The organism is Thermoproteus sp. CP80 (assembly GCF_002077075.2).
Lineage (GTDB): Archaea > Thermoproteota > Thermoprotei > Thermoproteales > Thermoproteaceae > Thermoproteus.
This window is the reverse complement of record NZ_LCWM02000005.1, coordinates 24468-45090: the sequence shown is the minus strand read 5'-3', so window position 1 is coordinate 45090 and position 20623 is coordinate 24468. Positions and strand designations below refer to the sequence as shown.

Genomic DNA, 20623 nt, shown 5'->3' with positions numbered 1-20623 from the left:
GCCATATGCGGCGCCAGGCCCGAGTGGCGCAGAACCAAGCATTGGTATCTCGACTTGAGGCGGCTGGAGGACGCCGTGAGGAAATACGTCGAGGGGAACTTCGAGTTGCCCCAGAACGCGAGGGAGATGGCTCTGGGCATACTCCGCGAGGGCTTAAGGCCCAGGGCAATAACTAGGGACAACAAATGGGGGATACCGGCCCCGTTCCCCGGCGCCGAGGGCAAGACCATCTACGTCTGGTTCGAGGCGGTTCTGGGCTACATCTCAGCCGTGAAGGAGCACTTCGAGAGGAAGGGCGAGCCCGATAGGTGGAGGGAGTTCTGGCTGGATCCCTCCACCAAGGCCGTGTTCTTCGTGGGGAAGGACAATATACCCTTCCACGTCATAATACTGCCGGCGCTCATCATGGCGAACGGCGGAGGCTACACCACGAGGCTCACCACCTCCTCGACGGAGTATCTGAACTACGAGGGCGATAAGTTCTCCAAGAGCAGGAGGTGGGGCGTCTGGATAGACGAGGCGCTTAAGCTGATGCCGGTGGATTACTGGCGCTTTGTCTTGGTCTACATGAGGCCTGAGAATAGAGATGTGGACTTCACGTGGCAGACCGCCGTGGACGTGGTGAACAAGGTCCTGAACGACGACGTGGGCAACTTCGCCCATAGAGTCCTCTCGTTCATAAAGGCCAGATTCGGCGGAGTTCTGCCCGGACCCGGCCCCTCGGCTCCCCCCGACGCCGAGTTCGCCGAGGCTGTAGCTAAATACGTCAAGTCGGCCGAGGCCCACTACGACAGGATCGAGCTGAAGGAGGCCTTGATGGACGCCGTGGAGATAGCCAGAGAGGGCAATAGGTACCTCAACCAACGCGCCCCGTGGCAGCTGGTCAAAGAGAGGCGCGAGGAGGCGGCGACGGTCCTCTACAATTCCTACAGAGCACTGAAGGCGCTGACGGCTCTTCTGTATCCCGTGATTCCGTCCTCTGCAGAGAGGCTCTGGTCCATGATGGGGCTAGAGCCGCCCGTGAGGTGGCCCGACGCGGACCCCGCGCCCGGCGTAAAGCTCGGCGACGTGGAGCCGCTATTTAGGAAAATCGACAGAGGCGAGCTGGACGCGATGTTGGCGGAGCTGAAGAGGCTGAGAGAAGAGCGCTGGAGCAAGAAGTACCCATGGGAGCAAGCGATCCTCTAGACCCCCTTGGCCCAGAGATATACGGGCTCCGCGCGCCCCACCTCCACCTCGATGAAGGAGCCGAGGGGGCCTCCGCCGCGGCCCACCACGACCTGCCGATAGTCGGGCGCCCTGCCCACCACAAGCCCGTGGTCGACCTCGTCGACGAGAACCCTCAGCCGCCTCCCCACAAGCCTGGAGTTCCTCGCGTGGGCTATCCTAAGCGCGAGCTCCGAGGCGAGCTTGCTGCGTTCTTTCTTCACAGCGTCGGGTATCTGGCCGGGCATCACGGAGGCCTCGGTGAAGGGCCTTCTGCTGTAGCGCGCCACGTGCACCTTGTCGAACTGCAGCTCCTCCATCAGCCTCAAGGTGTGTCCGAAGTCCTCCTCGGTCTCGCCGGGGAAGCCGACTATTATGTCCGTGGCTATAAACACGTCGTCGTTTAGCTCTCTCTTGATCTTGGAGATAAGGCCTCGGTACTCATCCGCCGTGTATCTCCTCCCCATTCTGCGCAGCACCGCGTCGCTGCCCGACTGGACGGGCAGATGGAAATACCTGTAGATCCTCTCATCTCTCTTAACTATATCCAGAATTGCGTCGACGAACTTCCCGAACACCCACGGCTCCGACATGCCTATCCTTATCCTGTACTCGCCCTCGACGTCGGACAGAATCCTCTCCAGGAGGTCGGGGAGATTCCAGCCCCTCCGCCATCTGGCGTCGAATCCGTACGTTACCACGTCTTGTCCGGTCAGGTAGATCTCCCTGGCGCCCCTCGCGACGGCTTTCCTCACGCGCTCCACGACCAAGTCGGGCGGAGCGCTCCTCACGTAGCCGGCCCCGCCTCTGGTGTATTTAGTCACGCAGAACGTGCAGTTGCCGAGGCACCCCACCTGTAGAGGCGCCGTGTAGATCAAGCCGCCGTCGGGCTCGGGCAGGTTGTGCATGGTCCGCTCGCGGCCTCCCTCGACCTGCTCGGGATATATCAGCTCGGCCCCTCCAGCTATCCGCTTTATGGTATAGGGCCTGGCCTTCGCCAGACAGCCGGCCACGACCAGCCTCCTCGCCTCGGCCGAGAGCTGTTCCAGCCTTCTCAACTGCCTCACCTCGCCGTCCTCCCTAACGGCGCATGTGTAGACCAGGACCATATCTGCGTCGCGCGGGCTCTCGGCGACGACGCCGCCCAGCCTCTGCAGCAATATCTGGGCGTCGGCCTTGGCGAGCCAACAGCCGTAGGTCTCCACGTAGATCCTCACGGAGCTTGGAGAGAACAGGCTATTTATGTTGAGCGCAGGGGTCGTACCTGACGAACCTGTAGTATAGGGTATCGTGCTCGAAGTCCCTCACCTCGTCCAGCACCAAGAGGCAACCGCACGGCGGCCTGACGTAGATCCGCCTCACCTTGCCGCGGGCATCCTCCCTGATGACCTTGGTGGTGACCTCGCCCGCATCTATCGTGAAGACGGTGAGCGCTCCGCTGGAGGCCACGCGTCCCCACTGGGAAAGCCGCGCCACGATCTCCTCGCTTATAGGCGCCTCGAACACAAAAGTCTTGGTCTTGACAACACGTTGCATGGCATATCTACGCTATACAATTAAATTTTCTCCCTATGGAAACTATAGATAGGAGACAAGGCCCTGGGGGCCTCGACGGCCCGCCGGCCTCTCGGCGACGCCCGACATGGTTTAAAAGCCGGACTTTCCACCGGGCGTGCCCACGGCCTATTTGGGCAAGCTGCCGATCGGCTCCGGCCATCCGGTGAGGATCATGGGCGTAATAAACGCATCGCCTGAGTCCTTCTACGCCGGCTCTATCGCCGATGTGCCTGAGAGGGCTGTGGAGCTGGCGGATAGCTGGAGGGGTTTCGTCGACTTGATAGACGTGGGCGGCATGTCGACGGCCCCCTACAAGGATACGTGGGTGCCGGCCGAGGAGGAGCTGAGGCGCGTGGTGCCCGTGGTTAAGGCCTTGGCCCAACACGTCGATGTTCCCATCAGCGTCGATACGTACAGGCCCAAGGTGGCCGAGGAGGCGCTGAGGGCAGGCGCATCCATAGTGAACGACGTGACGGGCCTCAAGCTCTATCCGGAGATGTGCAAAGTCGTTAGGGACTACGGGGCGTCGCTGGTGTTGATGGCCCGGGAGAGGGAGCCGAGGCCCGGAGCCGATCCCGTGGATAGGCTGATCTCGGCGTTGCGGGAAAGCGTGGAGATCGCCTTGAGGTGCGGCGTAGATCCCGAGAGGATAGTCGTGGATCCAGGCATAGGGTTTCCGACGCTTCCCCCTGCCGACGCCCCCTATGTGATGGCCGGCGAGTATAGGCACGGCGACCCCCAGTGGCCTTGGTGGAAATGGGACCTCTACGTGATCAAGAACCTGGAGAAAATCGGGGAGCTGGGGAGGCCCGTGCTCGTCGGCGTGTCGCGCAAGTCGTTCATAAGGCGGATACTCGGCGCGAAGACGCCCGACGAGGTCCTGCCAGGCTCGCTGGCCGCGGAGGCGCTCGCTGTGGCCCACGGCGCCAACGCGATAAGAACGCACAACCCCAAGGAGTCGCGGCAGGCCGTTAAGATCGCCGAGGCGTTGAGAAAACTTATATAGCGCTATCAATATCGGATTACATGAAGATTGTGATATCGGAAACCGGCGGACGCGTCGATGGGCTTGGCGAAGGCGAGGAGCTCGCGATATACGAGATAGCGGAGGGGCGGTACAAGCTCATCGAGAGGGTCGAAAACCCCGCGCGGCAAGCGAGGATGGCGAGAGGCGCCGCGGCGTTGGCCGAGGCGCGCCGCAGGGGGGCCCAGGCCCTTGTGGTCTCCGAGATAGGGCCCAGGGGCTTCGAGATGGCGAGGAGCTGGGGCCTGAAGATATACATCTACGACGGACCTGTGGAGGAGGCCCTCGCGAAGCTCATCAAGGGGGAGCTGAGGGAGCCGGAGGGCCCCACGCACCGCGGGGGCCACCATCACGGCGGCCACTGGCGCGGCATCTCCGAGGACGAATACGCCTTGTTGCTTAAATATACTCCTAGAGGCGGAGTCGCAGCCGATCTGGGATGCGGCGTCGGCAGGCTGTGCGAGGCGCTGAAGGACATGGCCTCGAGGGTCTACTGCGTCGATGTAGATGAGGAGGCCCTTAGGGAGGTGGAGAAGATCGGCGCTCCCAACCTGTCCATACTTAGGGAGGACGTGTTGCACACGTCGATACCCGGCGGCGTCGTCGACGTGGCGGTTATGTCGAATGTGTTCCACGATCTGGCCGACAAGAGGGCGGCCGTCGCCGAGATAGCCCGCATATTGAAGCCAGGGGGGTACGCCATCTTGATAGAGCATAAGCCGGGCTCGCCGTTCGGGCCGCCGAGCTTCCTGAAGATGAGCCCCGACGAGGTTCGGAGATATTTCGGGGACTTCAAGGAGGTGGAGTACCAGGACCTCGGCCACAACTACGCCTTGGTGTTCCAGAAGGGCTAGTAGCCGGCCTCGGCGAGGAAGCTCCTCAACAGCTCCAGGAACTCCCCCGGCTTGTCGAGATAGGCGGGATGTCCGGCCCCCGGCAATACGGCCACCTGCGCAGAGGGGAGCATCTTCTTCAGCAGAGGCGCGTAGACGGAGGGGGGCGATATCTCGTCTTTCTCGCCCCATATGGCGGCGATCCGCGCGCCCGACCTCGCGAGCTCGGCCTGTAGCTCCCTGTCGTCGAGGCCCACGGGCCCGACTAGCACGGCCAGGGCGGTCCTGTAGCCCAGCGCGACATACCACATGAGCACTTCGCCCGACATGGAGGGGCCGACTATGGGCGGCTCGCCGAGCGAGAGGGCGTCCAGCACCTTCCTCAAGAACTTGGCGTAGCCCCTCGCGTCGGACCTAAACTTCGAGCTCTTGGACTTGGCCCCGTAGGGCATATCGACGGCGTACACGGCGTAGCTCTCGGCCAGGCTCTGCGCAACGCCGGAGCTGAACCAATTATCGGCGTTGAAGGAATAGCCGTGGAGAAGGACGACGGGCTTCCCGCCGCCGTCCCTTATATAACGGATCCTCAGCCCCTCAAGAGATAGGGTCCCCTCCTCCATGGCCCCCCACCCTCATCCTCATGAGGGAGAAGTTGTCCCTCTCGGTTATCACCGACAAGCCGGTCCTCGTGGGGAACATCTCGACCCACAGTATCTTGTCCGGCTTCGTCAGATCGACCTTCCTGTCTATCCCCTTAGCCACGTAGTCTATGACGGCGAGCCTGTCGTACTTCACGCCCCTCTTCTTCAGCTCTATCTTGAACGTCTCGCCTGGCCCTATATATTTAGCCGCCAGCTCCGAGGCGGCCCTAGCCACGTCGTCCAGATCGCTCTTGACGACTACCATTATCGGCGTTGCCCTCAAGACGAATCTAGGCACGTAGTAGCCCGACGACACCAAGTCGGCGAGGGCCCTGGTGAACTCGGCCGGATCGCCCTCGACCTCAGCCGTGAGGAGCCCGTCGAAGCCGGTGAACCACACCTCCATCACCCGCCGCGCCAGTATATCGCCGATCTTGTAGAGCTCCTCCATGCACATCCTCTCCTGCCTCCAGCCGGTCGCCACAACCAAATTGAAAGACATCGAGCAACTATACCACGGATAAATAAAGCTGTCCCCCGCCCGTCGGCGTTACGCCGAGTTGCCGGGCAGAACCAAATCGTCGGGCGTCACCTCGATCAGGCCGAACAGAACGGCCCAAGCCACTATCCTCCTCCAGGCCACGTCGCCGCAGTACCCAAGCCCGCAGAGCAGCTCGGTCACCTCGCCCAACGGCGCCGGCGCCTTCCGCCTCAGCAGCGCGAGGATGTCGGCGAAGGGGGTGAGCGACGCTAGCCTCTTGGCGATTTCCTGCTTGACGTCGTCGAGATCCAGAACCGCCTTGCGGCCCAGCTCCGTCAGCTCCACGTCGCCGGCCCTCACCGCCACGAGCCCTAGGGACTCGGCGGCGCCTACCGCGAGGCTTATCTCGTCGAAGCCTATCTCGACCTCCTCGTCGATCCTATAGATATCCGTCTTGCCTCCGAGCGAGTGTATAACCCTCAGGAGCCCGAGCACCTGGTCGACGGCCGCCGGCTGGAAAGGCCTATTCATCCACGAGGAGATCCAGCGACTTCCTCTCGAGCGGGCTGAGCCGCGACATCAAGGCCCTACATCCGGCGTCATTGCGGGAGCGGCAGAGCTTGTACATGCTCAGCGCGGATGCGTCGCCCGGCCCCTCGCGGCGCGCCAACCGCCTCAAGGCCTCGACCTTCTCGGACACGCAGTCTATGTCGGCATCCTCCAGGACCTCGACAGAGCCGTCTCTATGTAGCTGTAGCTTGACGGTGCAGGTCTCCGCTACATATGACACCTCGACCTTATCGGCAAGCTTGATGGAGCTCCGCCCCTTCTCTATCTGCGACGCGAAGAACAACAGCTTCACGGCCAGCTTCGCCGCGTTCTGGGAGGGCCAGGTGAGCAACGCCAGCGCCACTCTCCTGATCTCCTCGAGATCGCTGTCGCTTAGCTCCTCAGGCTTTTTGCTCAACAGCTCCTCGACCTTGTCGAGATCCTCGGGGGTAGGGGCCCTCGGCCTGGAGAGAGATTTCAACGCTGCGACCTCCTCGGACGATATGACGCCCCGCGCGACCAACATGTCGGTTAAGCTATCGACAAGCGTATACATGTGGGTTCTCATCCAGAGGATGTTCGCGAGTATGGGGTATACCAGCGACTGTAGCGACTTCAAGCCTCTATATAGATACGCCGCGATCCAGACCTCGAGAGCCCCGAGCGCCGCGAGAACTAGGTAAATAACATCCACGGCACCACGAAATTCTGGTTATAAAAGTTCCCCGCAAAGACCTCAAGAGCCCGAAGGCGGCCTGTCCCAGCCGCTGCAGAGGCCCACATCGCCGTCGTATATCACGCGGCCCTCGGCGTAGCGGAATCTGTGGACCTCCAGATCTCCGCCCGATTTTATAAACCGGGCGAATTCGCGGGAGAACGATGGGTCTGTGGCCCAATTGGGCGCGAAACATTCGGCGTCCGGCCTCATGACCAACACGACGACCTTGGCCCTATGTCCGGCGCCCATCAGCGACCTCAGAAGCCTCAGATGTTCGGCCCCCCTCTTGGTCGGAGCGTCGGGGAACAGGGCCGCGCCGTCGACCACCAAGGTACATCCCTTGACCTCGATATAAGTATCTCCGGAGAGGAAGTCGAGCCTACGGCCGCCCACCTTTACCTCCCTCCTGGCCTCGCCGAGAAATAGAGAGGCCACGTCGCTGTGTATTCTGCTGTCGGCCACGACCCAGACGCCGTTGGGGGCCTCTATCGCCGTGATCGAGCAGTCGGTCTTCACGCCGCGCGTGGGCCTCACGACAGCTCTGGCGCCACGCCTCACCAGCTCGGGCAACCTCCCGGGGTCGTGCAGATGGCAGCTCCTGACCTGCCCGCCGTCGACGACCCTGACGAGGAACCTGTTCGGTCTGTCCAATATCTCCACGAGCCTCAGCGGGCCCTCGAATGGATACACGACGTCGCCCACGGCAGGCGCCATGGGTAGATAGAACCTTTATATACTCTTAACCTCCCGCCCCCCATGCCAAACGTCGAGGTGAAGGAGGTGGGCGAGGTGAGAGGCTTCAGCGTGCTGAAGGAGGTGCCCAATCGGTCGGCCTTGGCTCAAGACCTGAAGCCGGGCACGGTCTTGGTGTTTCACGGCAAGCAGGGGGCGAATATGTTGGTCGAGATCTTCACGCCGGATCCCAGCGGCGACAAGGTCCTCAACGGCGGCAAGATGGCCGTCTACAGATTCGCCGGCTCTTCCGACAAGGTGGACAACGCGTACGCGGCCATATTGTTCTGGGCTTTGAACAACGGCGCATCTCCGGGGTCGCCCACGCGGGAGGTCTACCTCAAGGTCGACAAAAGCCAGACCCCGCCGGAGGTCGAGGTAGAGGTCCAGGTGCCTATTTAGGCCTCAGAGAGGCCCCTATACTTTTCAGGAGAGCCACGAAGAAGTATAGCCCCCTCCGAGCATCTTCGTCAAGCATCAAGGCGTTCAAGGCATCCAGGAAGCCCGGGGCCTGCGCCTTGCGGCTTTCGGCCAGCGCCGAGTCCAGCGCATGTGCGATCCTCATCGACGCAAGCCCGTCCAGCATCTTCGGCGCTTCGTTCAACAGATAGAAAGTTCCGGCGGTCATATAGGCACGTGCGGCCTCGCCCAGAGCCTCCGGCTCCGCAAGGCCTGACGCCAAGCTCAATAGGCCGGATCTGTCGAGAGCCCCCAGTAGGGAGACCGCCTTGGCCACAGCATCGGCGTTTCTGGCCAGCGCCTCCAGGACCGCGGAGATTCTGTCGAGATTGATGAGCGCCGCGACCGTGCCGGTGCTCAGAAGGCTCTTGGCCCCTTCGCCGAGGACCTCGCCGTCCAACAGATCCCTAAGCGTGTCCAGAAGCCCCATCTCGTCTGCCTTGACCAAAATCTCGGCGAATTTGGCCAGAGCCCGCGCCGACTCGGGCCTCAACGCCCTAGAGAGGCTCTCCGCGACGGCTAGATCCGCCTCAGACATAGATCCTCGCCAGCTTGGCGGGCTCCGTCGCGTCGAAATACGCCTCGAATATCGGGTTCCAGAGCTCGGGATATCTCACCATGTCCCAGTAGGTCGCCGCGAACAGCATCTTGGCCATATGCGAGAAGCGCGACGGCGGTAGCTTCACGACGGGGTTTCTGTAGTCGCTTATGACGAAGGTCCCCAGGCCGTAGCCCAGATCGAACGGGCAGTTTGTGCGCCCGCTGTTGCGGGCGTCCTCTCCCTGTAGCCTTTTGGCCACCACCTCCGCCTGCAGGTGCGCGGTCACCCCAGTCTTGGCGACGGGAACCGCCGAGGCGTCGCCTATGACGAAGGCGTCGTCGAAGCCCTTTATGTTGTTGGTGTACTTATCCGCCTGTATGAACCTATCGGTGGTGAGCACGTCCTCGGGCGAGATCTTCACGTCGGTGCCCACGTGCGGAGGTATGACGACCAACGCGTCGTACTTGAGCTCCTCCCCCTCCATGGACACAGCGACCTTTCTATCGTCCTCTATTCTGTCCAGCGTGAAGAACGTGATGTACTCAACGCCCCGCTCCTTTAGAAGCGGCTCGACGACCTCGTTCATGGGCTCTGCCGGATACGGGCGCGGGTACGGCACAGCGAACACGACCCTCACCCTATCCCTAAGGCCCCGCGACCTGAAGAACTCCTCCGCCAGGAAGACTCCCTCGAGCGGCGAAGGCGGACACCTGTAGGGATCTCCGCCGACCACTACGGCGAACGTGCCCTGTTTGAGCGAGTTGATGGACTTCCAGACCCTCTCGGCGTTTTCGACGGTCGAGTGGTAATCGCCGTACTTCTCCACGGCCTTCTCGTGGCCGCCGATCTGTTCGTACGTGGGCCGCGAGCCCGTGGCTATCACCAAGTAGTCGTAGTCCAGCGTCTTCCCGCCCTCGAGGACCACCTTCCTGTTGTTTAGATCCACCGATTGGGCGCCTGACTGTATGAAGTTGATGCCGGGCTTGAGGAGCGATTCTATCTCGCGCCTCATGGGCCTTCTGGACCCCCTAAACGCCACATAGAGCAGCCAGGGCCAGTAATAATGGTAGGGGCTTCTATCGACTACAGTAACCTCGAAATCCTCAAGAGGGAGGTTGTTGGCCAGTATGGCGCCGCCGGCCCCTCCGCCTATGACGACTACCCGCTTCTTCATTTCTTGGCGGTGACCTTTATCACGGCGACGTAGGTCCCGCCCTCCTCTCTGAGCTCCAGTAGCTGGTTGCCGGTCCGTTTGATCCAAGCCTCAACGTCGGGCTTGAAGCCCGGGTCCGTAGCCATGACCTCTATGATGTCGCCGTTTTTGGCGTTTCTATACGCCTTGACGAGCTCCGTGATGGGCCCCGGGCACGCGATCCCTCTGGCGTCCACCTTCAATCTATTCTCGGGCATGGTTGCCCCTTGACATCAGTCCTTATATCAATTATTACATGGAATCGTGTAATAGTACATATATAGAGCTAAGACTACGGCAGCATGGCCGAGAAAGTGTCGATGATAGTGTTTTCGGGAACCGACGACAAGCTGATACCGGTCGGCGTAATATCGCAAGCCGCGGCCGCGCTGGGGTATGAGGTCCACGTGTTCTTCACCGGCTGGGCTATGTTCAAGCTACTGAAGGAGCCGGCGCCGGAGATATGGCCTAAGGAGTTCGAGCCCATGGTCCCGAGGCTCAAGGAGGGCATGGCGAGGATGAAGGCGCCGAGCTGGAAAGACATGCTCAAACAAGCGAAGCAGATGGGGGCCAAGGTGTATGTATGCTCCATGATGGCGGAGGCCGCCGGCTTGAAGAAGGAGCATTTTGACCCCACGCTGGTGGACGACGTCGTCGGCGTCACTACATTCCTAGAGAATGCCAAGGGAGGACAGGTATTGTTCATATAGTAGCAAAGAACTATAAAATATAAAATTTTAAATTTATTATTTTTTACTAAGGACCGCCGACTATGCCAGCAACTTTGGGGTAGGGACGGGCCTCCCAGACCGCCCTCAACCCGCATAGATATCTAGTCAGCCTCTCTACGCCTATGCCGAATCCGGCGGTCTGTAGCGGATAGAGCTCCTTGGCCATCTGCAGAAACCATTGATACTTGGCGGGGTCCTCGCCCGATTCTCTAATCCTCGCGACCAGCCTCTCGGGCTCGTACTCACGCTCAGCGCCGCTCACAGCCTCCCCGAAGCCCTCGGGATACAGCATATCGAAGTCCCTCAAGACGCCGCGCCTCTCGGGGTCCTCCCTGTCGTAGAAGCCCCTCGCCCCTCTCGGATAGTCGTACACGAAGAACGGCGAGTCGTGGTGGGCCGACATCACCTTTTCGCACTCCCACATGAGCTCCTCCTTGGGCGGGTTCCTGCAGCCGAGCTTGTTCACGAACTCTATCGCCTCCCTATGTTGATACCGCTTGAACGGCCTCTGGAACTCCCGTAGTTGCCTACCCATCGATTCCAACTCCCTTCCATGGACGTCCCTTATGTACTTGACCACATGTGTGATGAGATCCTCGGCCACATCCATCGCGTCCATATACGAGGCCTTGTACATCTCTATGTCGACCTGGTAGAACTCGACCAAATGCCTCCCCGTATATACGCTGTCGTTGGGCTCCAGCCTTATGTTGGGGCTGACGAAGTATATCTTGCCCAGAGACGCCGCCATGTACTGCTTGTAGAGTATCGCAGACGACATGACCTTGTACTCGGCGCCGTAGAAGTCTATCGTGGCTTGTTTAGCCCCCCTTATGCCGGGATCGGTCACGGGCCCCACTATGGGGGAAAGCACCTCGACGAAGCCCTTGGAGTCGAGGAACTCCCTTATCGCCCTCAAGGCGGAGGCCTGGACTCTGAAGACCGCCTTGTACCTATCCCTGACGGCCCATCGCCAGGAGTACCTCACCCATTCCTCCAGCTGTTTTCTATAGCTCTCTCTGTCGGCCACCATTTTCTCGAACTCCAGAACCGCAGGGTGAAGGTAGGGCATAGCCGACGATACGGCGATCCATTTAAAACATTACGAGACAACGTATTTCAATAACCCGGATACTGCGGAATATAAAACCCAATAATGCCGAGTAGAGGCGTACATATGATCTAGCTATCCGTACATGATAAGTATGTATTACTATCCATAGCCTCGTAAATATGGCTATCCATAGGCGTGATTGTGGGAGAAATTACCTGTATGCCTGGCGTAGAGCTGATTATATACATATTTTTGCCCGATATTGTCATATATTTTCCCGAGGGTCTATTAATACTGCCCAGCAAGTCGACGAGTGTTGCCGGCCAGAATTACGGCGTTGCTGAAGGGCCTTACGTTCATGCTCAGAGGATATAGGGAGTTCCTGGAGGGATACCCCGTGGGTGAAATAGCCTTTAGGGCGTTGAAGGGGAGGGACGCCGTATATCCCTTCGGCTTAATAGCGTCGTACGGCTCCGCGGTCCTGGGCTCCAGCATCTACGAGAGGGGCTGCCCCCGCTTCAAGACCCTGAACACTGTGGTCTTGATGCCGCCGGCCTTCACGCCCAGGAGGCTCGAGAAGGCGGCCGAGCTTCTGAGGGAGCCGAGCTTTATGGACGTCAAGACGGACGCCGTCGTGGGGGGCTTCCAATCCTCTCTACCGGTGGTCGTGGGCTCCATGGGGTCCACCCATATAGCCAGCAAGACCGCCCTCGAGATAGCCCGGGCGGCCGCGAGGTCGGGCGTCGTCTACGGGATAGGCGAAAACGTGGCGACCGTTAGAGGATACTCCGAACGGCTCACGAGAGGGCATCCTTCGTTCAAGGAGAGGTTGCTCGCATATTTGACTAATATAGACAAGAAGGGCGGCGTCTTCATACAGCAGAGCGTGGAGGACGCCTACGACGAGCTGTGGAATAGGGTCTACAGCGATAAGGACGTCGAGCAGTATCTGGAGGAGGGGAGGATCGGCTTCGAGATAAAGATAGGCCAGGGGGCCAAGCCGGGTCTGGGCGGCGTGATAAAGGTGCCGAGGAGCCAGGCGGAGAGGCTCAGGGCGAAGTACAAATTCGACGACGCGGAGCTGAAGGAGAAATACATAACTAGGTACTCGGTCCCGGGCACCTTCACCGCCGAGATCCTAGCCGGCACCATAAGGTTCATGAGGACGGCGTACCCCAGGGCGAGGATCTGGATAAAGCTAGGCCCGTTTAGGGACGCGCTCGACGTGATAAGGATCGCCGCGGAGGAGGGAGCCGACGCGGTGGTGATAGACGGCAAGGAGGGCGGGACGGGCATGGCGCCCACGGCGGCCATGAAGGATCTCGGATACCCCACCCTAGTGGGGCTCAAGGCGATCAGGAAGGCGCGGGAGGAGGGCCACAAGATATCGTTGCTAATAGCGGGGAGGCTTTACGACGGCGGCCACGTGGTTAAGAGCCTGGCGCTTGGGGCCTCAGGGGCATATATGGCCAGGCCCCTCCTGATAGCGGCGCTGGCCCGCGGCGAGAAGGGGGTGGAGAACTACATAGAGTCGCTTAAGGTAGAGATACAGATGTTGGTCTCGGCGTTGGGCAAATACGACGTGGCGGACGTAGGCCCCGAGGATGTGGCGGCCCTAGATAGAGACGTCGCGGTGATGTTGGACATACCCTATCTGTACAGCTGAGGAGCAGAACCGTGGCGCTCCAGCCCCCGGTCCGGCCGCGGCCGTTGTGGCCGCCAGGCGCCCTACCGGCGGCTCCGCCTCCCGAGCCCCCGCCTCGTACAGCTTGACCTCAAGCCTCCGCCAGGCTCGGCTGGATTCAGGCCTAGCCCAGCCTCTCCAGGTTGTCTATCGCCTCGGCGTAGCCGCTGCGCCTTAACTCGTCCAGGTCTCTTTTGTCGTATTTATGGACGATGTCGCCCTTCTTGGGGTCGAAATCCCAGACGGCCACTATGACGTAGTCGCCGGTCTTCAGCCAGAGCCTCTTTCTGTACCGCCCGGGTATTCTGGTCACCCTGACCTCTCCGTCCTGGCAGACGACCTTGACCCTATTGTCGCCGAGCAACTCCAGCACTTTACACAAGATCTCCCCCTCGCTGGGCACCCTAAACTCCGACATGCACTAGGCCAACCACCTTGCTTATAATTGTTGTTTCGACGCCAGACAGGCCCCGAGGGCCTTCACAATCGACATTATGTAGCCAAGCCCTCTCTGCACGTCGGGGTCCTGAAGGGCCTGGAGGAGGCCGTAGACGCCGACGGGCTTCGACGCGTCGGCGCTCGACACGGCCTTGGACATGCAGGCAATGCCCTCGGTGTTTGAGGCGACCGCGGACGCCGCCCCCGCCAGCTCCATGAGCTTGGCGGCCTTCTCGGCGAAATCCCTGCTGGCTATCAAGTCGCCCGAGAGCGTCCTAGCTGCGGCGACGCCCGCCGTCAGGAGCTCGAGCGCGCCCGAGCTCCTCAGCTCCGACAAGAAGAGCACGAAGTCCTTGACTGCCTCTATGTTCTCGAGGAGGGTCGCGAGCGCCTCCTGCCTCTGGGGGTCGGCCAAGGCCCTGAATATCCTCTCCTCGGCGCTCATGGCATGGTGGAAGGGCCACTATTTAAGCCATCACCACGTTGCCGCGAGATAGGCCGCGCTAGGAACAGCCCCCGGGCCTAGGGACCCCGGCCACTCTGCACAAGCCCTCCGCGGGGCCCGAGGGGAAGAGTCTATATAGGTCCTCGAAGGTTATCCCGAGGTCTTTGAGCAGTCTGCCCACGGGGGGACACTCTCCGCGTCTCTCCCAGTAGGCCCGAACGTACTCAACTAGGCGCCAGTGCTCCTCGGTTAGGCTCAACCCCTCGACGTTCTCGGCGATCCAGACGGCCACATCTCTACTCCAGTCCGAAGGGTTCTCGAGGTAGCAGTCTTCGTCCAGCCTTATCTCTCTGCCGGCAACTCTGTACGTCCCGGGACAACTCGCCGTCATATGTAGTCCCTCGACGCTATGTCCTGTCCGCATTTCTGCAGGCACCCCTCCCCTATTAATCCTATCAACGCCTCGAAGGCCCTCCTGAAGAACTTGTTGAGGAGGGCCCTATTCCTCGCGTTTAGCTCCCCCGCGAGATACCTGGTATATAGGACGTAGGCGGACATGACGGAGTCGTTGACGGGCGTGCCCGGCCTATAGTTGTTGAGGAATATATGGGCGAGCTCCAAGATCTCGTCGTCGGAGAAGTCCTTGAGGTTCCACCTGTCGCGGAGCTTGTCGGCCGCCATCTTGGGGCTTAACGCCTCATACGCCATCAAGATCAAGACGCCTTTGGGCAACACGTAGTACAGCTTCCTGCCGCTCCCCGGCTCGCAGAAATAGGCCACCAGCCCCTCCTGCTCGAAGCTCCACAGCTTCTTGTATACATAGGAGAAATGCATCCTGTTGTCCACGGCCACCTTATAGGCTGTGGTGGGCTCGCTCCCGATTATCCCCAGCAGAATCCTCAGCTCCCTCTCGTCGAGTCTCACGTCGAACCTCTCCAGAAGGCCGCTCATGGCTCTCCCGACAGGAACCGCTCAAGCGCCTCGTAGGACCTCCTGTATCTATCCACATCTATGTCGACTACCCAAGAGCAACAGAGGCGGATGCCGGACCACTCGGACATATACACCTTGTCGTCATATATGCCCAACACGACATATCTGCGCTCGTCCTCGTACAGCTCCACGTAGGGAGGCCTCAAGGTCTTGAACGCGCTCTGCTGGATAGTCTGGAGATACGCGAAGGTCCTCAAGACGTCGGCAAGGCCGCCCACGTCCAGACATCTATAGGCGCCTCCCTGCGCGAGAACGGCGACAGACCCGCTCAGGAACAACCCGTTTGACAGCTCGAGATCCAGGGAATCGGGCGTGCAAGCATCGCCCCTAGAGCCCACGAGGGCCCTGAGCTTGTCCAGGGCGCGTTGGATGGACACGAACACGTGTTAAATCCAAGCTCCCCTTTAAAAGAGGTCGCTTGCGGCCTTAGCTAGGCCCGGCGACGCCCCTCCCCGATCTCCGCCTTCTGAGGTACACCGCGATGCCGACTATCGCTATGAGCAAGGCGGCGGCGAGCGGCCCCACCTCCAGCAGATTTATGGAGGACCTCACCGCTATGGGTATCTGGACGGTCTCTATAACCGGAGTTACGGCGCCTGTCTCGTTCCACTCCAGCACAAGGGTTGCGTAGTAGACTCCGTCAGGCACGTTGCTGGAGACATCTATTAGGTAGGTCGTCGTTGCGCTCTGGCCCGGAGATATATCGCCGAGAAATCTGAAGTTGGACTCCAGAAGGTTGGCCGTCGGCGTCGACGAGCTCGGCGTGTGGATCTGGAAGACCTGGTTTGGAGTCCATTGGAGCGTCACCATCTTGGCCGGGACGGGCCCCATGTTTCTGATCGTCAGGGTCACCACTGCGGTCGATCCAGGCTGGGCGTTGGAAACGTTGTAGCTCACCTCTAGCTGCGCCTTGGGCAGTACGGTGAGCGGCGCCGTCGCGGAGACCTCGCCGCCGAGCCACCGCGCGGACGCGGTCACGCTCCACAGGCCTGGCCCGAGCGCGCTGGCGTTGATCAAGAACGGTATCTGTACGGGCTGTCCGGGCGGCAGAACGCCCAACGTCACCGACGCGTTGCCCACGACCGGCACGCCCGATATCGAAAGCGATACGCCGCGCGCCGGCACTACGCCGGTGTTCAGCAGGGACACTACAGCCTTGACGTAGGGCAGAAGCCCGTTGGCCACGACGGTGGGCGGCTCCACCGCTATGCTCTGGATAACGACGGAGGCCGACGACACGTGTACATAGGATACATAGTTGGCGCCGTCCACCGACACGTAGACCGGGTAGTCGCCCGGAGCGGCGCCGTCGGGCACCTTGAGGACCGCCGTGAGCGTGACCGGGCTCCCCGACGGCAACGCGGGCAGATAGTATCCGGAGCCCTCCAGTACGTCCAGCGGGCTGGATATGTTGACCGAGACGCCCCGCAGCTCCGCATCGCTGGCTATCGCCACGTTGACCGTGACCAGAGCGCCGGGATACGCCACAGGGGGATTTTCCGCTATCGAGACGCCCAAGTTGGGCTTGCGCACGTCGACGTAATAGGTGTACGTATATCCGCCTGCCGTCACCGTCAGCGGATATACGCCGGGCCCGACGTCCCTAGGGACTTCGGCCAGGGCGGTCAGCGTCAGCGGTGCGCCTGGGGCGAGCCCCGGCAGTCTGAAGGACGCGCCGCTCAGAACCACCAGCGCGTCGGAGTTGACGTAGACCGTCAGGGGGCCCACCGGCTGGTTCGAAGATATGGCTATGGTGAACTGCAGGAGCGAGCCGGGGTAGGCCCAGGGCGGGTTCTGGACCACGTTGACCGTGATGTTGGGAAACGGTACGTACAGAGTGACGTTCTTCGTCGTGCATATGCTGGTGAAGTAGCATATCTCGAACGACGCCGTGACCGTGCCGTAGTTGTTTATGATGGCCTCGGCGGGTATCTGCACGCTTGTGAGTATCGGAAGCTTTATGGGGCGCGCTATGAAGGTCACGTCGCTGGTGTTCAGCGGAATTATGGTGACGTTCGACGGCTCGACGGGGCCGCCTGCAGACGCGGAGATCAGCAGGGTTGTGGGCTGCCCGGGCACCACGGGGCCCTGCGGCGCGAGGCCTATGTTTATACTCACAGGCTCGGCGACCACTACCGTGAAGTTCTTGGAGAAGGAGATTGTGTTGTTGTCCGCCATGTCGACCAAGGTGACGTTGATGTAGGCCGTGTAGGCCCCGGGCTGGACGTTCTGCACAACGGCGGGTATGAAGCACGTCGAGTTGGAGCTTGGGGGAACATATGCGGAGCAGGTCAGAGAGCTGTTGGAGAACCTATTGAAGGGACCTCCTGAAAGCGTTGCGCTCGCCTTAACCACGTCCACTGTGGGGTTGACGAAAAGTATCGGCACGTCTACAACCTCGCCGGGGGCCAAGACGCCACTCACGAGGGGGTACGCCAGCGCGCCGTAGCTCAGCTGGACGACGCGGACGTAGTAGGTGGTGCTCTCGAACTGGAAATTGTTGACGGGGTTCACCAGGGCTACCGTTACTCCGTAGCTGCCCGGGCTGGCGCCGAGCGGTATCTTGACGACGGCGGTGAGAGTCGCAGGGGTGCCCGGGGCCAGGCCCGCCAGGTTGTACGAGCCGCCAGTCAGGACCGACAAGCTCTGCGAGGTTATCTGGACCTGCAGTGGGCCCACGGCGGCGGTCGAGGTCAGTATGACGGTCAGCTGCACCACGCCGCCGGGATAGGCCAGCGGCGGGTTCTGCAACACGGTGATGCCGATGTAGGGAGGCTGTTGAGGCATTTGCGGGGTCTGTGATTGGCCCGGGACCACCTGGGAGTAGGCCAGGCCCGCCAAGGCCAGTAGCACGGCCAGGAATAGCTTTGCCGTTTTCATGGGACGGCAGATATATCGGACTTTATAAATTTATCTATTCAGCCGCTTGGCCACCTTGTCGGAAAATTCGGCGAGCACTTGGCCGAGCTCCTCCAGCTTGCCCCTATCGGTGTTCTCGATCTCGTCGAATATCTCAGAGAGGAACCGCACCTCGTCCACAATCGACGACAAGACGTCGACCTCCTCAGCGTAGGCGGGGGCAGGTGGACGTGGTCAACGTCAACGGCCATAGGTATCTGGGCAACGGCATGGCCTCCGGCTATCTGAGGCTCTGGGGCATCGTGGGGAACGCGTCGGCCAACGTAATGTCGGGAGGCCGGCTCGACGTGTACGGCGACGTGCAGGACGACTTCGGCGACGCGATGAACGGAGGGACTGCCGTCGTCTACGGCAACGCGGGGGACGCCTTGGGCCAGGCGAAGAGGGGCGGCGAAATATACATATACGGCGACGCGGGGACCAGGGCCGCCATCCAGCACAGAGGCGGCGTGCTCGTGGTGGGGGGCTCCGCCGGCAAGTATCTGGGGGAGTATATGGGCGGCGGCACGGTCGTAGTTCTGCGCGTGACCAACGACGAGGAGGTCGGCGGCATGATAGCGAGGGGGCTGGTGGGCGGCGAGATCTACATAAGGGGCGAGGTCCCGAGGGAGTACGTGACGGGCGTGGACAGGAAATCGGCTGAGAGGTACGCCCGATCCCTCCTCCTAGACGGCATAATAGACGGCGATAGATACATGCAACTCCTCGAGGAGTCGGAGGGAGTCTCGGTGGAGCAGAGGGAGCTCTCGGAGGAGGAAGCTGCGAAGTTGGCCCCCTACATAGCTAGATTCAAGGCGTTATTCAATAAGGACATCAAGCTAAATAGAGAAATATTTACGATTATAAAACCTAGAGCTTAAACCTGACGGCGCCTCTATCTATGGCCTCGAAGATCGTCGGATGCGCGTGGGCCAGCAGTGCCAAGTCCTTCACCCTCGCGTTGACCGCTACGGCGAGCGCGACCTCGTTTATCAACAACGAGGCCGCCTCGCCAACGACCTCCCCGCCTATTATCCTCTGGGATTCTCTCTCTATTATCAACTTGACGTATCCCTCTCTGGCTCTGTATATCTGTGCATGCGCGTCGTCTTCCAGCGGATACCTAACGGTGGCGTAGGGTATCCCCCTAGCCTTGGCCGTCTCCTCGTTTAGGCCCACCATGGCCGCCTCCGGCTCGCTGAACAGCGTGATCGGTATGGCGTTAAAGTTCACCTCGTATACCGGATGCCCATGGAGAATGTTCCACGCCGCTACTGTAGATTCCTTCACGGCCGCGTGGAAGAGCATGTATTGGCCGATGACGTCGCCGGCCGCATACACGTTAGGCCTCTTGGTCCTCATGGTCGAGTCGACGGCCACCCTGCCGCGCTCCACGATGCCCAAGGCGTCCAAGCCGTCGACGAACGGCCTCCTGCCGACGGCCATCACGACCTCCTCGCCCTTGACGTATCCCTTCCCATTTTGCGACTCGAACTCGACTATTTTCTCTCCGCCGTCCTGCTTGACGGCAACTACCTTGGAGCCGGTCAGAACGTCGACGCCGAGCTTCCTCAGGCTTCTCTCGACGTGTGAGACCACCTCGTCGCTCCATCCGCTCAATATGCGCGGCAACATCTCCACTATGGTCGCCTTCACGCCCATGCGCGCCAACATAAAGGCCACCTCCACGCCTATATATCCGCCGCCTATAATCACGGCGCTCTTGGGAAGCCTCCTGTACTTAGTCTTGTATCCAAACAGCTCCATACTGCCTATGGCCAGCTCGGCGCCAGGTACGGGAAGCTTGATCGGGACGGAGCCGGTGGCTATGTGCAACCACCTGGCCTCAACCTCCTTGGTCCAGCCATCGCCGCGGATCCTCACCCTATGTTCGTCCACCACGGCGGCTATGCCCTTAACTAGCTCGAGGCCTGGATGTTCCTTAACCTCCCTTATATGTTGGATATAGCGCACATCTTGAACCCAGTCCTTGTGGTCTATCAAGTTCTCCCAAGCCAGCTTGACCTTCTCTACGTCGTTGTTGCCCACAGAGGAAAGCATCTCCTTAAGCGTGTGGAGGAGGTGTATCCCAGCCCTAACAGACTTGCTCGGTATACATCCCTCATACAGACAGGAGCCGCCGAGATTGCCCTTGTCGTCGACCATCAATACGCTCATGCCGCCTTTGCTCAGCTCAAAGGCGCCGTGGTAGCCGCCCCCGCCGGCGCCTATTATGACCACGTCGTACCTGTCCCGTTTCGGTTCCCGCAGGAAGTCGGGATCGGTGGGGGGATATACGGGGTATTTTCCCAATTCCATTATTGTCAAAATATTGACATTATTTCAAAATAATTTTCAGCAGTAGACGAGATAAGTGAAAGACATAAAGCGTATTGTGAAGCGTATAATATCGTTTATAAATATAGAAAATGTTATTAATTAATAAC

25 protein-coding genes and 1 pseudogene are annotated in these 20623 nt (G+C 60.5%); 7 read left to right on the top strand and 19 right to left on the bottom strand.

Annotation, left to right across the window (positions count from 1 at the left end):
• The coding region (locus B7L68_RS01795) for a methionine--tRNA ligase (protein WP_081245978.1) at nt 1-1188 on the top strand (1188 nt) is incomplete at its 5' end.
• Here the strand turns inward: B7L68_RS01795 and B7L68_RS01790 are convergent.
• Nucleotides 1185-2423, bottom strand: a complete 1239-nt coding sequence (locus B7L68_RS01790) for a tRNA (N(6)-L-threonylcarbamoyladenosine(37)-C(2))-methylthiotransferase (RefSeq protein WP_081245977.1) — start codon at nt 2421-2423, stop codon at nt 1185-1187. The genes B7L68_RS01795 and B7L68_RS01790 overlap by 4 nt on opposite strands.
• A gap of 19 nt (nt 2424-2442) precedes the next feature.
• On the bottom strand, nt 2443-2742 hold the full coding sequence (locus B7L68_RS01785; protein ID WP_081245976.1) for a hypothetical protein: 300 nt from the start codon (nt 2740-2742) through the stop codon (nt 2443-2445).
• A 136-nt stretch (nt 2743-2878) separates the two neighbouring features.
• Here B7L68_RS01785 and B7L68_RS01780 point away from each other — a divergent pair, with 136 nt between their 5' ends.
• Together B7L68_RS01780 and B7L68_RS01775 are read left to right on the top strand one after the other, a co-directional pair.
• Entirely contained in the window at nt 2879-3769 is an 891-nt protein-coding gene (locus B7L68_RS01780; protein ID WP_238136273.1) for a dihydropteroate synthase, read from the top strand.
• Nucleotides 3770-3789: 20 nt separating this feature from the next.
• Nucleotides 3790-4641 carry a methyltransferase domain-containing protein gene (locus B7L68_RS01775; RefSeq protein ID WP_081245975.1) on the top strand — a complete coding sequence of 284 codons (852 nt, stop codon included), beginning with the start codon at nt 3790-3792 and terminating at the stop codon, nt 4639-4641.
• On the opposite strand, the gene B7L68_RS01770 is transcribed toward B7L68_RS01775, so the two are convergent.
• From B7L68_RS01770 to B7L68_RS01750, 5 genes are read right to left on the bottom strand one after another with little or no spacing between them, the layout of a single operon-like run.
• Entirely contained in the window at nt 4638-5240 is a 603-nt protein-coding gene (locus tag B7L68_RS01770; RefSeq protein ID WP_081245974.1) for an alpha/beta fold hydrolase, read from the bottom strand. The two genes, B7L68_RS01775 and B7L68_RS01770, sit on opposite strands and share 4 nt — an antisense overlap.
• Entirely contained in the window at nt 5215-5763 is a 549-nt protein-coding gene (locus B7L68_RS01765; protein ID WP_081245973.1) for a THUMP domain-containing protein, read from the bottom strand. Before B7L68_RS01765 ends, B7L68_RS01770 begins: the two co-directional genes overlap by 26 nt.
• Before the next feature lie 48 nt (nt 5764-5811).
• The gene (locus B7L68_RS01760; protein ID WP_081245972.1) at nt 5812-6273 is read right to left on the bottom strand and encodes an AAA-associated domain-containing protein; all 462 of its coding nucleotides are present in this window, start codon (nt 6271-6273) and stop codon (nt 5812-5814) included.
• Nucleotides 6266-6985: a hypothetical protein gene (locus B7L68_RS01755; protein WP_081245971.1), complete on the bottom strand. Its 720-nt coding sequence runs from the start codon at nt 6983-6985 to the stop codon at nt 6266-6268. Before B7L68_RS01755 ends, B7L68_RS01760 begins: the two co-directional genes overlap by 8 nt.
• A 42-nt stretch (nt 6986-7027) precedes the next feature.
• Nucleotides 7028-7723 (bottom strand): DNA/RNA nuclease SfsA, encoded by a 696-nt coding sequence (locus B7L68_RS01750; protein WP_081245970.1) that lies wholly within the window; start codon nt 7721-7723, stop codon nt 7028-7030.
• A 42-nt stretch (nt 7724-7765) separates the two neighbouring features.
• On the opposite strand from B7L68_RS01750, the gene B7L68_RS01745 reads away from it, so the two are divergent.
• Entirely contained in the window at nt 7766-8143 is a 378-nt protein-coding gene (locus tag B7L68_RS01745) for a GyrI-like domain-containing protein (protein WP_081245969.1), read from the top strand.
• On the opposite strand, the gene B7L68_RS01740 is transcribed toward B7L68_RS01745, so the two are convergent.
• From B7L68_RS01740 to B7L68_RS01730, 3 genes are read right to left on the bottom strand one after another with little or no spacing between them, the layout of a single operon-like run.
• Nucleotides 8136-8738 (bottom strand): DUF1641 domain-containing protein, encoded by a 603-nt coding sequence (locus B7L68_RS01740; RefSeq protein WP_081245968.1) that lies wholly within the window; start codon nt 8736-8738, stop codon nt 8136-8138. The two genes, B7L68_RS01745 and B7L68_RS01740, sit on opposite strands and share 8 nt — an antisense overlap.
• Nucleotides 8731-9915, bottom strand: a complete 1185-nt coding sequence (locus B7L68_RS01735) for an NAD(P)/FAD-dependent oxidoreductase (RefSeq protein ID WP_081245967.1) — start codon at nt 9913-9915, stop codon at nt 8731-8733. The genes B7L68_RS01740 and B7L68_RS01735 overlap by 8 nt, the downstream gene beginning before the upstream one ends.
• Entirely contained in the window at nt 9912-10151 is a 240-nt protein-coding gene (locus B7L68_RS01730) for a sulfurtransferase TusA family protein (protein WP_081245966.1), read from the bottom strand. Before B7L68_RS01730 ends, B7L68_RS01735 begins: the two co-directional genes overlap by 4 nt.
• 84 nt (nt 10152-10235) lie before the next feature.
• Between B7L68_RS01730 and B7L68_RS01725 the strand changes: the two genes are divergently transcribed.
• Nucleotides 10236-10643, top strand: a complete 408-nt coding sequence (locus B7L68_RS01725; RefSeq protein ID WP_081245965.1) for a DsrE/DsrF/DrsH-like family protein — start codon at nt 10236-10238, stop codon at nt 10641-10643.
• A 46-nt stretch (nt 10644-10689) separates the two neighbouring features.
• Here B7L68_RS01725 and B7L68_RS01720 read toward each other — a convergent pair whose 3' ends face one another.
• Nucleotides 10690-11736, bottom strand: coding sequence for an asparagine synthetase A (locus tag B7L68_RS01720; RefSeq protein ID WP_081245964.1), 1047 nt, complete (start codon nt 11734-11736; stop codon nt 10690-10692).
• A gap of 340 nt (nt 11737-12076) precedes the next feature.
• On the opposite strand from B7L68_RS01720, the gene B7L68_RS01715 reads away from it, so the two are divergent.
• Entirely contained in the window at nt 12077-13384 is a 1308-nt protein-coding gene (locus B7L68_RS01715) for a glutamate synthase-related protein (RefSeq protein ID WP_369907388.1), read from the top strand.
• Between the two features lie 142 nt (nt 13385-13526).
• Here the strand turns inward: B7L68_RS01715 and B7L68_RS01710 are convergent, their stop codons facing one another.
• From B7L68_RS01710 to B7L68_RS08580, 7 genes are read right to left on the bottom strand one after another with little or no spacing between them, the layout of a single operon-like run.
• Complete coding sequence (locus tag B7L68_RS01710; RefSeq protein WP_081245962.1) at nt 13527-13820, bottom strand: translation initiation factor aIF-1A; 294 nt, start codon at nt 13818-13820, stop codon at nt 13527-13529.
• A gap of 21 nt (nt 13821-13841) precedes the next feature.
• Nucleotides 13842-14285, bottom strand: coding sequence for a DUF1641 domain-containing protein (locus B7L68_RS01705; protein WP_081245961.1), 444 nt, complete (start codon nt 14283-14285; stop codon nt 13842-13844).
• A gap of 58 nt (nt 14286-14343) precedes the next feature.
• The gene (locus B7L68_RS01700; RefSeq protein ID WP_081246002.1) at nt 14344-14676 is read right to left on the bottom strand and encodes a TusE/DsrC/DsvC family sulfur relay protein; all 333 of its coding nucleotides are present in this window, start codon (nt 14674-14676) and stop codon (nt 14344-14346) included.
• A complete protein-coding gene (locus B7L68_RS01695; RefSeq protein WP_081245960.1) occupies nt 14673-15236 on the bottom strand; it encodes a transcriptional regulator in 564 nt (187 codons plus the stop codon). The genes B7L68_RS01700 and B7L68_RS01695 overlap by 4 nt, the downstream gene beginning before the upstream one ends.
• Nucleotides 15233-15661, bottom strand: a complete 429-nt coding sequence (locus B7L68_RS01690) for a hypothetical protein (RefSeq protein WP_193432453.1) — start codon at nt 15659-15661, stop codon at nt 15233-15235. The genes B7L68_RS01695 and B7L68_RS01690 overlap by 4 nt, the downstream gene beginning before the upstream one ends.
• A gap of 43 nt (nt 15662-15704) precedes the next feature.
• Entirely contained in the window at nt 15705-18158 is a 2454-nt protein-coding gene (locus B7L68_RS01685; protein ID WP_081245959.1) for a hypothetical protein, read from the bottom strand.
• Nucleotides 18159-18188: 30 nt separating this feature from the next.
• Nucleotides 18189-18329: a hypothetical protein gene (locus tag B7L68_RS08580; protein WP_162008390.1), complete on the bottom strand. Its 141-nt coding sequence runs from the start codon at nt 18327-18329 to the stop codon at nt 18189-18191.
• A 17-nt stretch (nt 18330-18346) separates the two neighbouring features.
• On the opposite strand from B7L68_RS08580, the pseudogene B7L68_RS01680 reads away from it, so the two are divergent.
• Nucleotides 18347-19057: pseudogene (locus B7L68_RS01680) on the top strand (glutamate synthase); the annotation flags it as partial.
• On the opposite strand, the gene B7L68_RS01675 reads toward B7L68_RS01680, so the two are convergent.
• Nucleotides 19047-20495 (bottom strand): dihydrolipoyl dehydrogenase, encoded by a 1449-nt coding sequence (locus B7L68_RS01675; RefSeq protein WP_081245958.1) that lies wholly within the window; start codon nt 20493-20495, stop codon nt 19047-19049. The pseudogene B7L68_RS01680 and the gene B7L68_RS01675 overlap by 11 nt on opposite strands.
• Nucleotides 20496-20623: the final 128 nt, after the last annotated feature.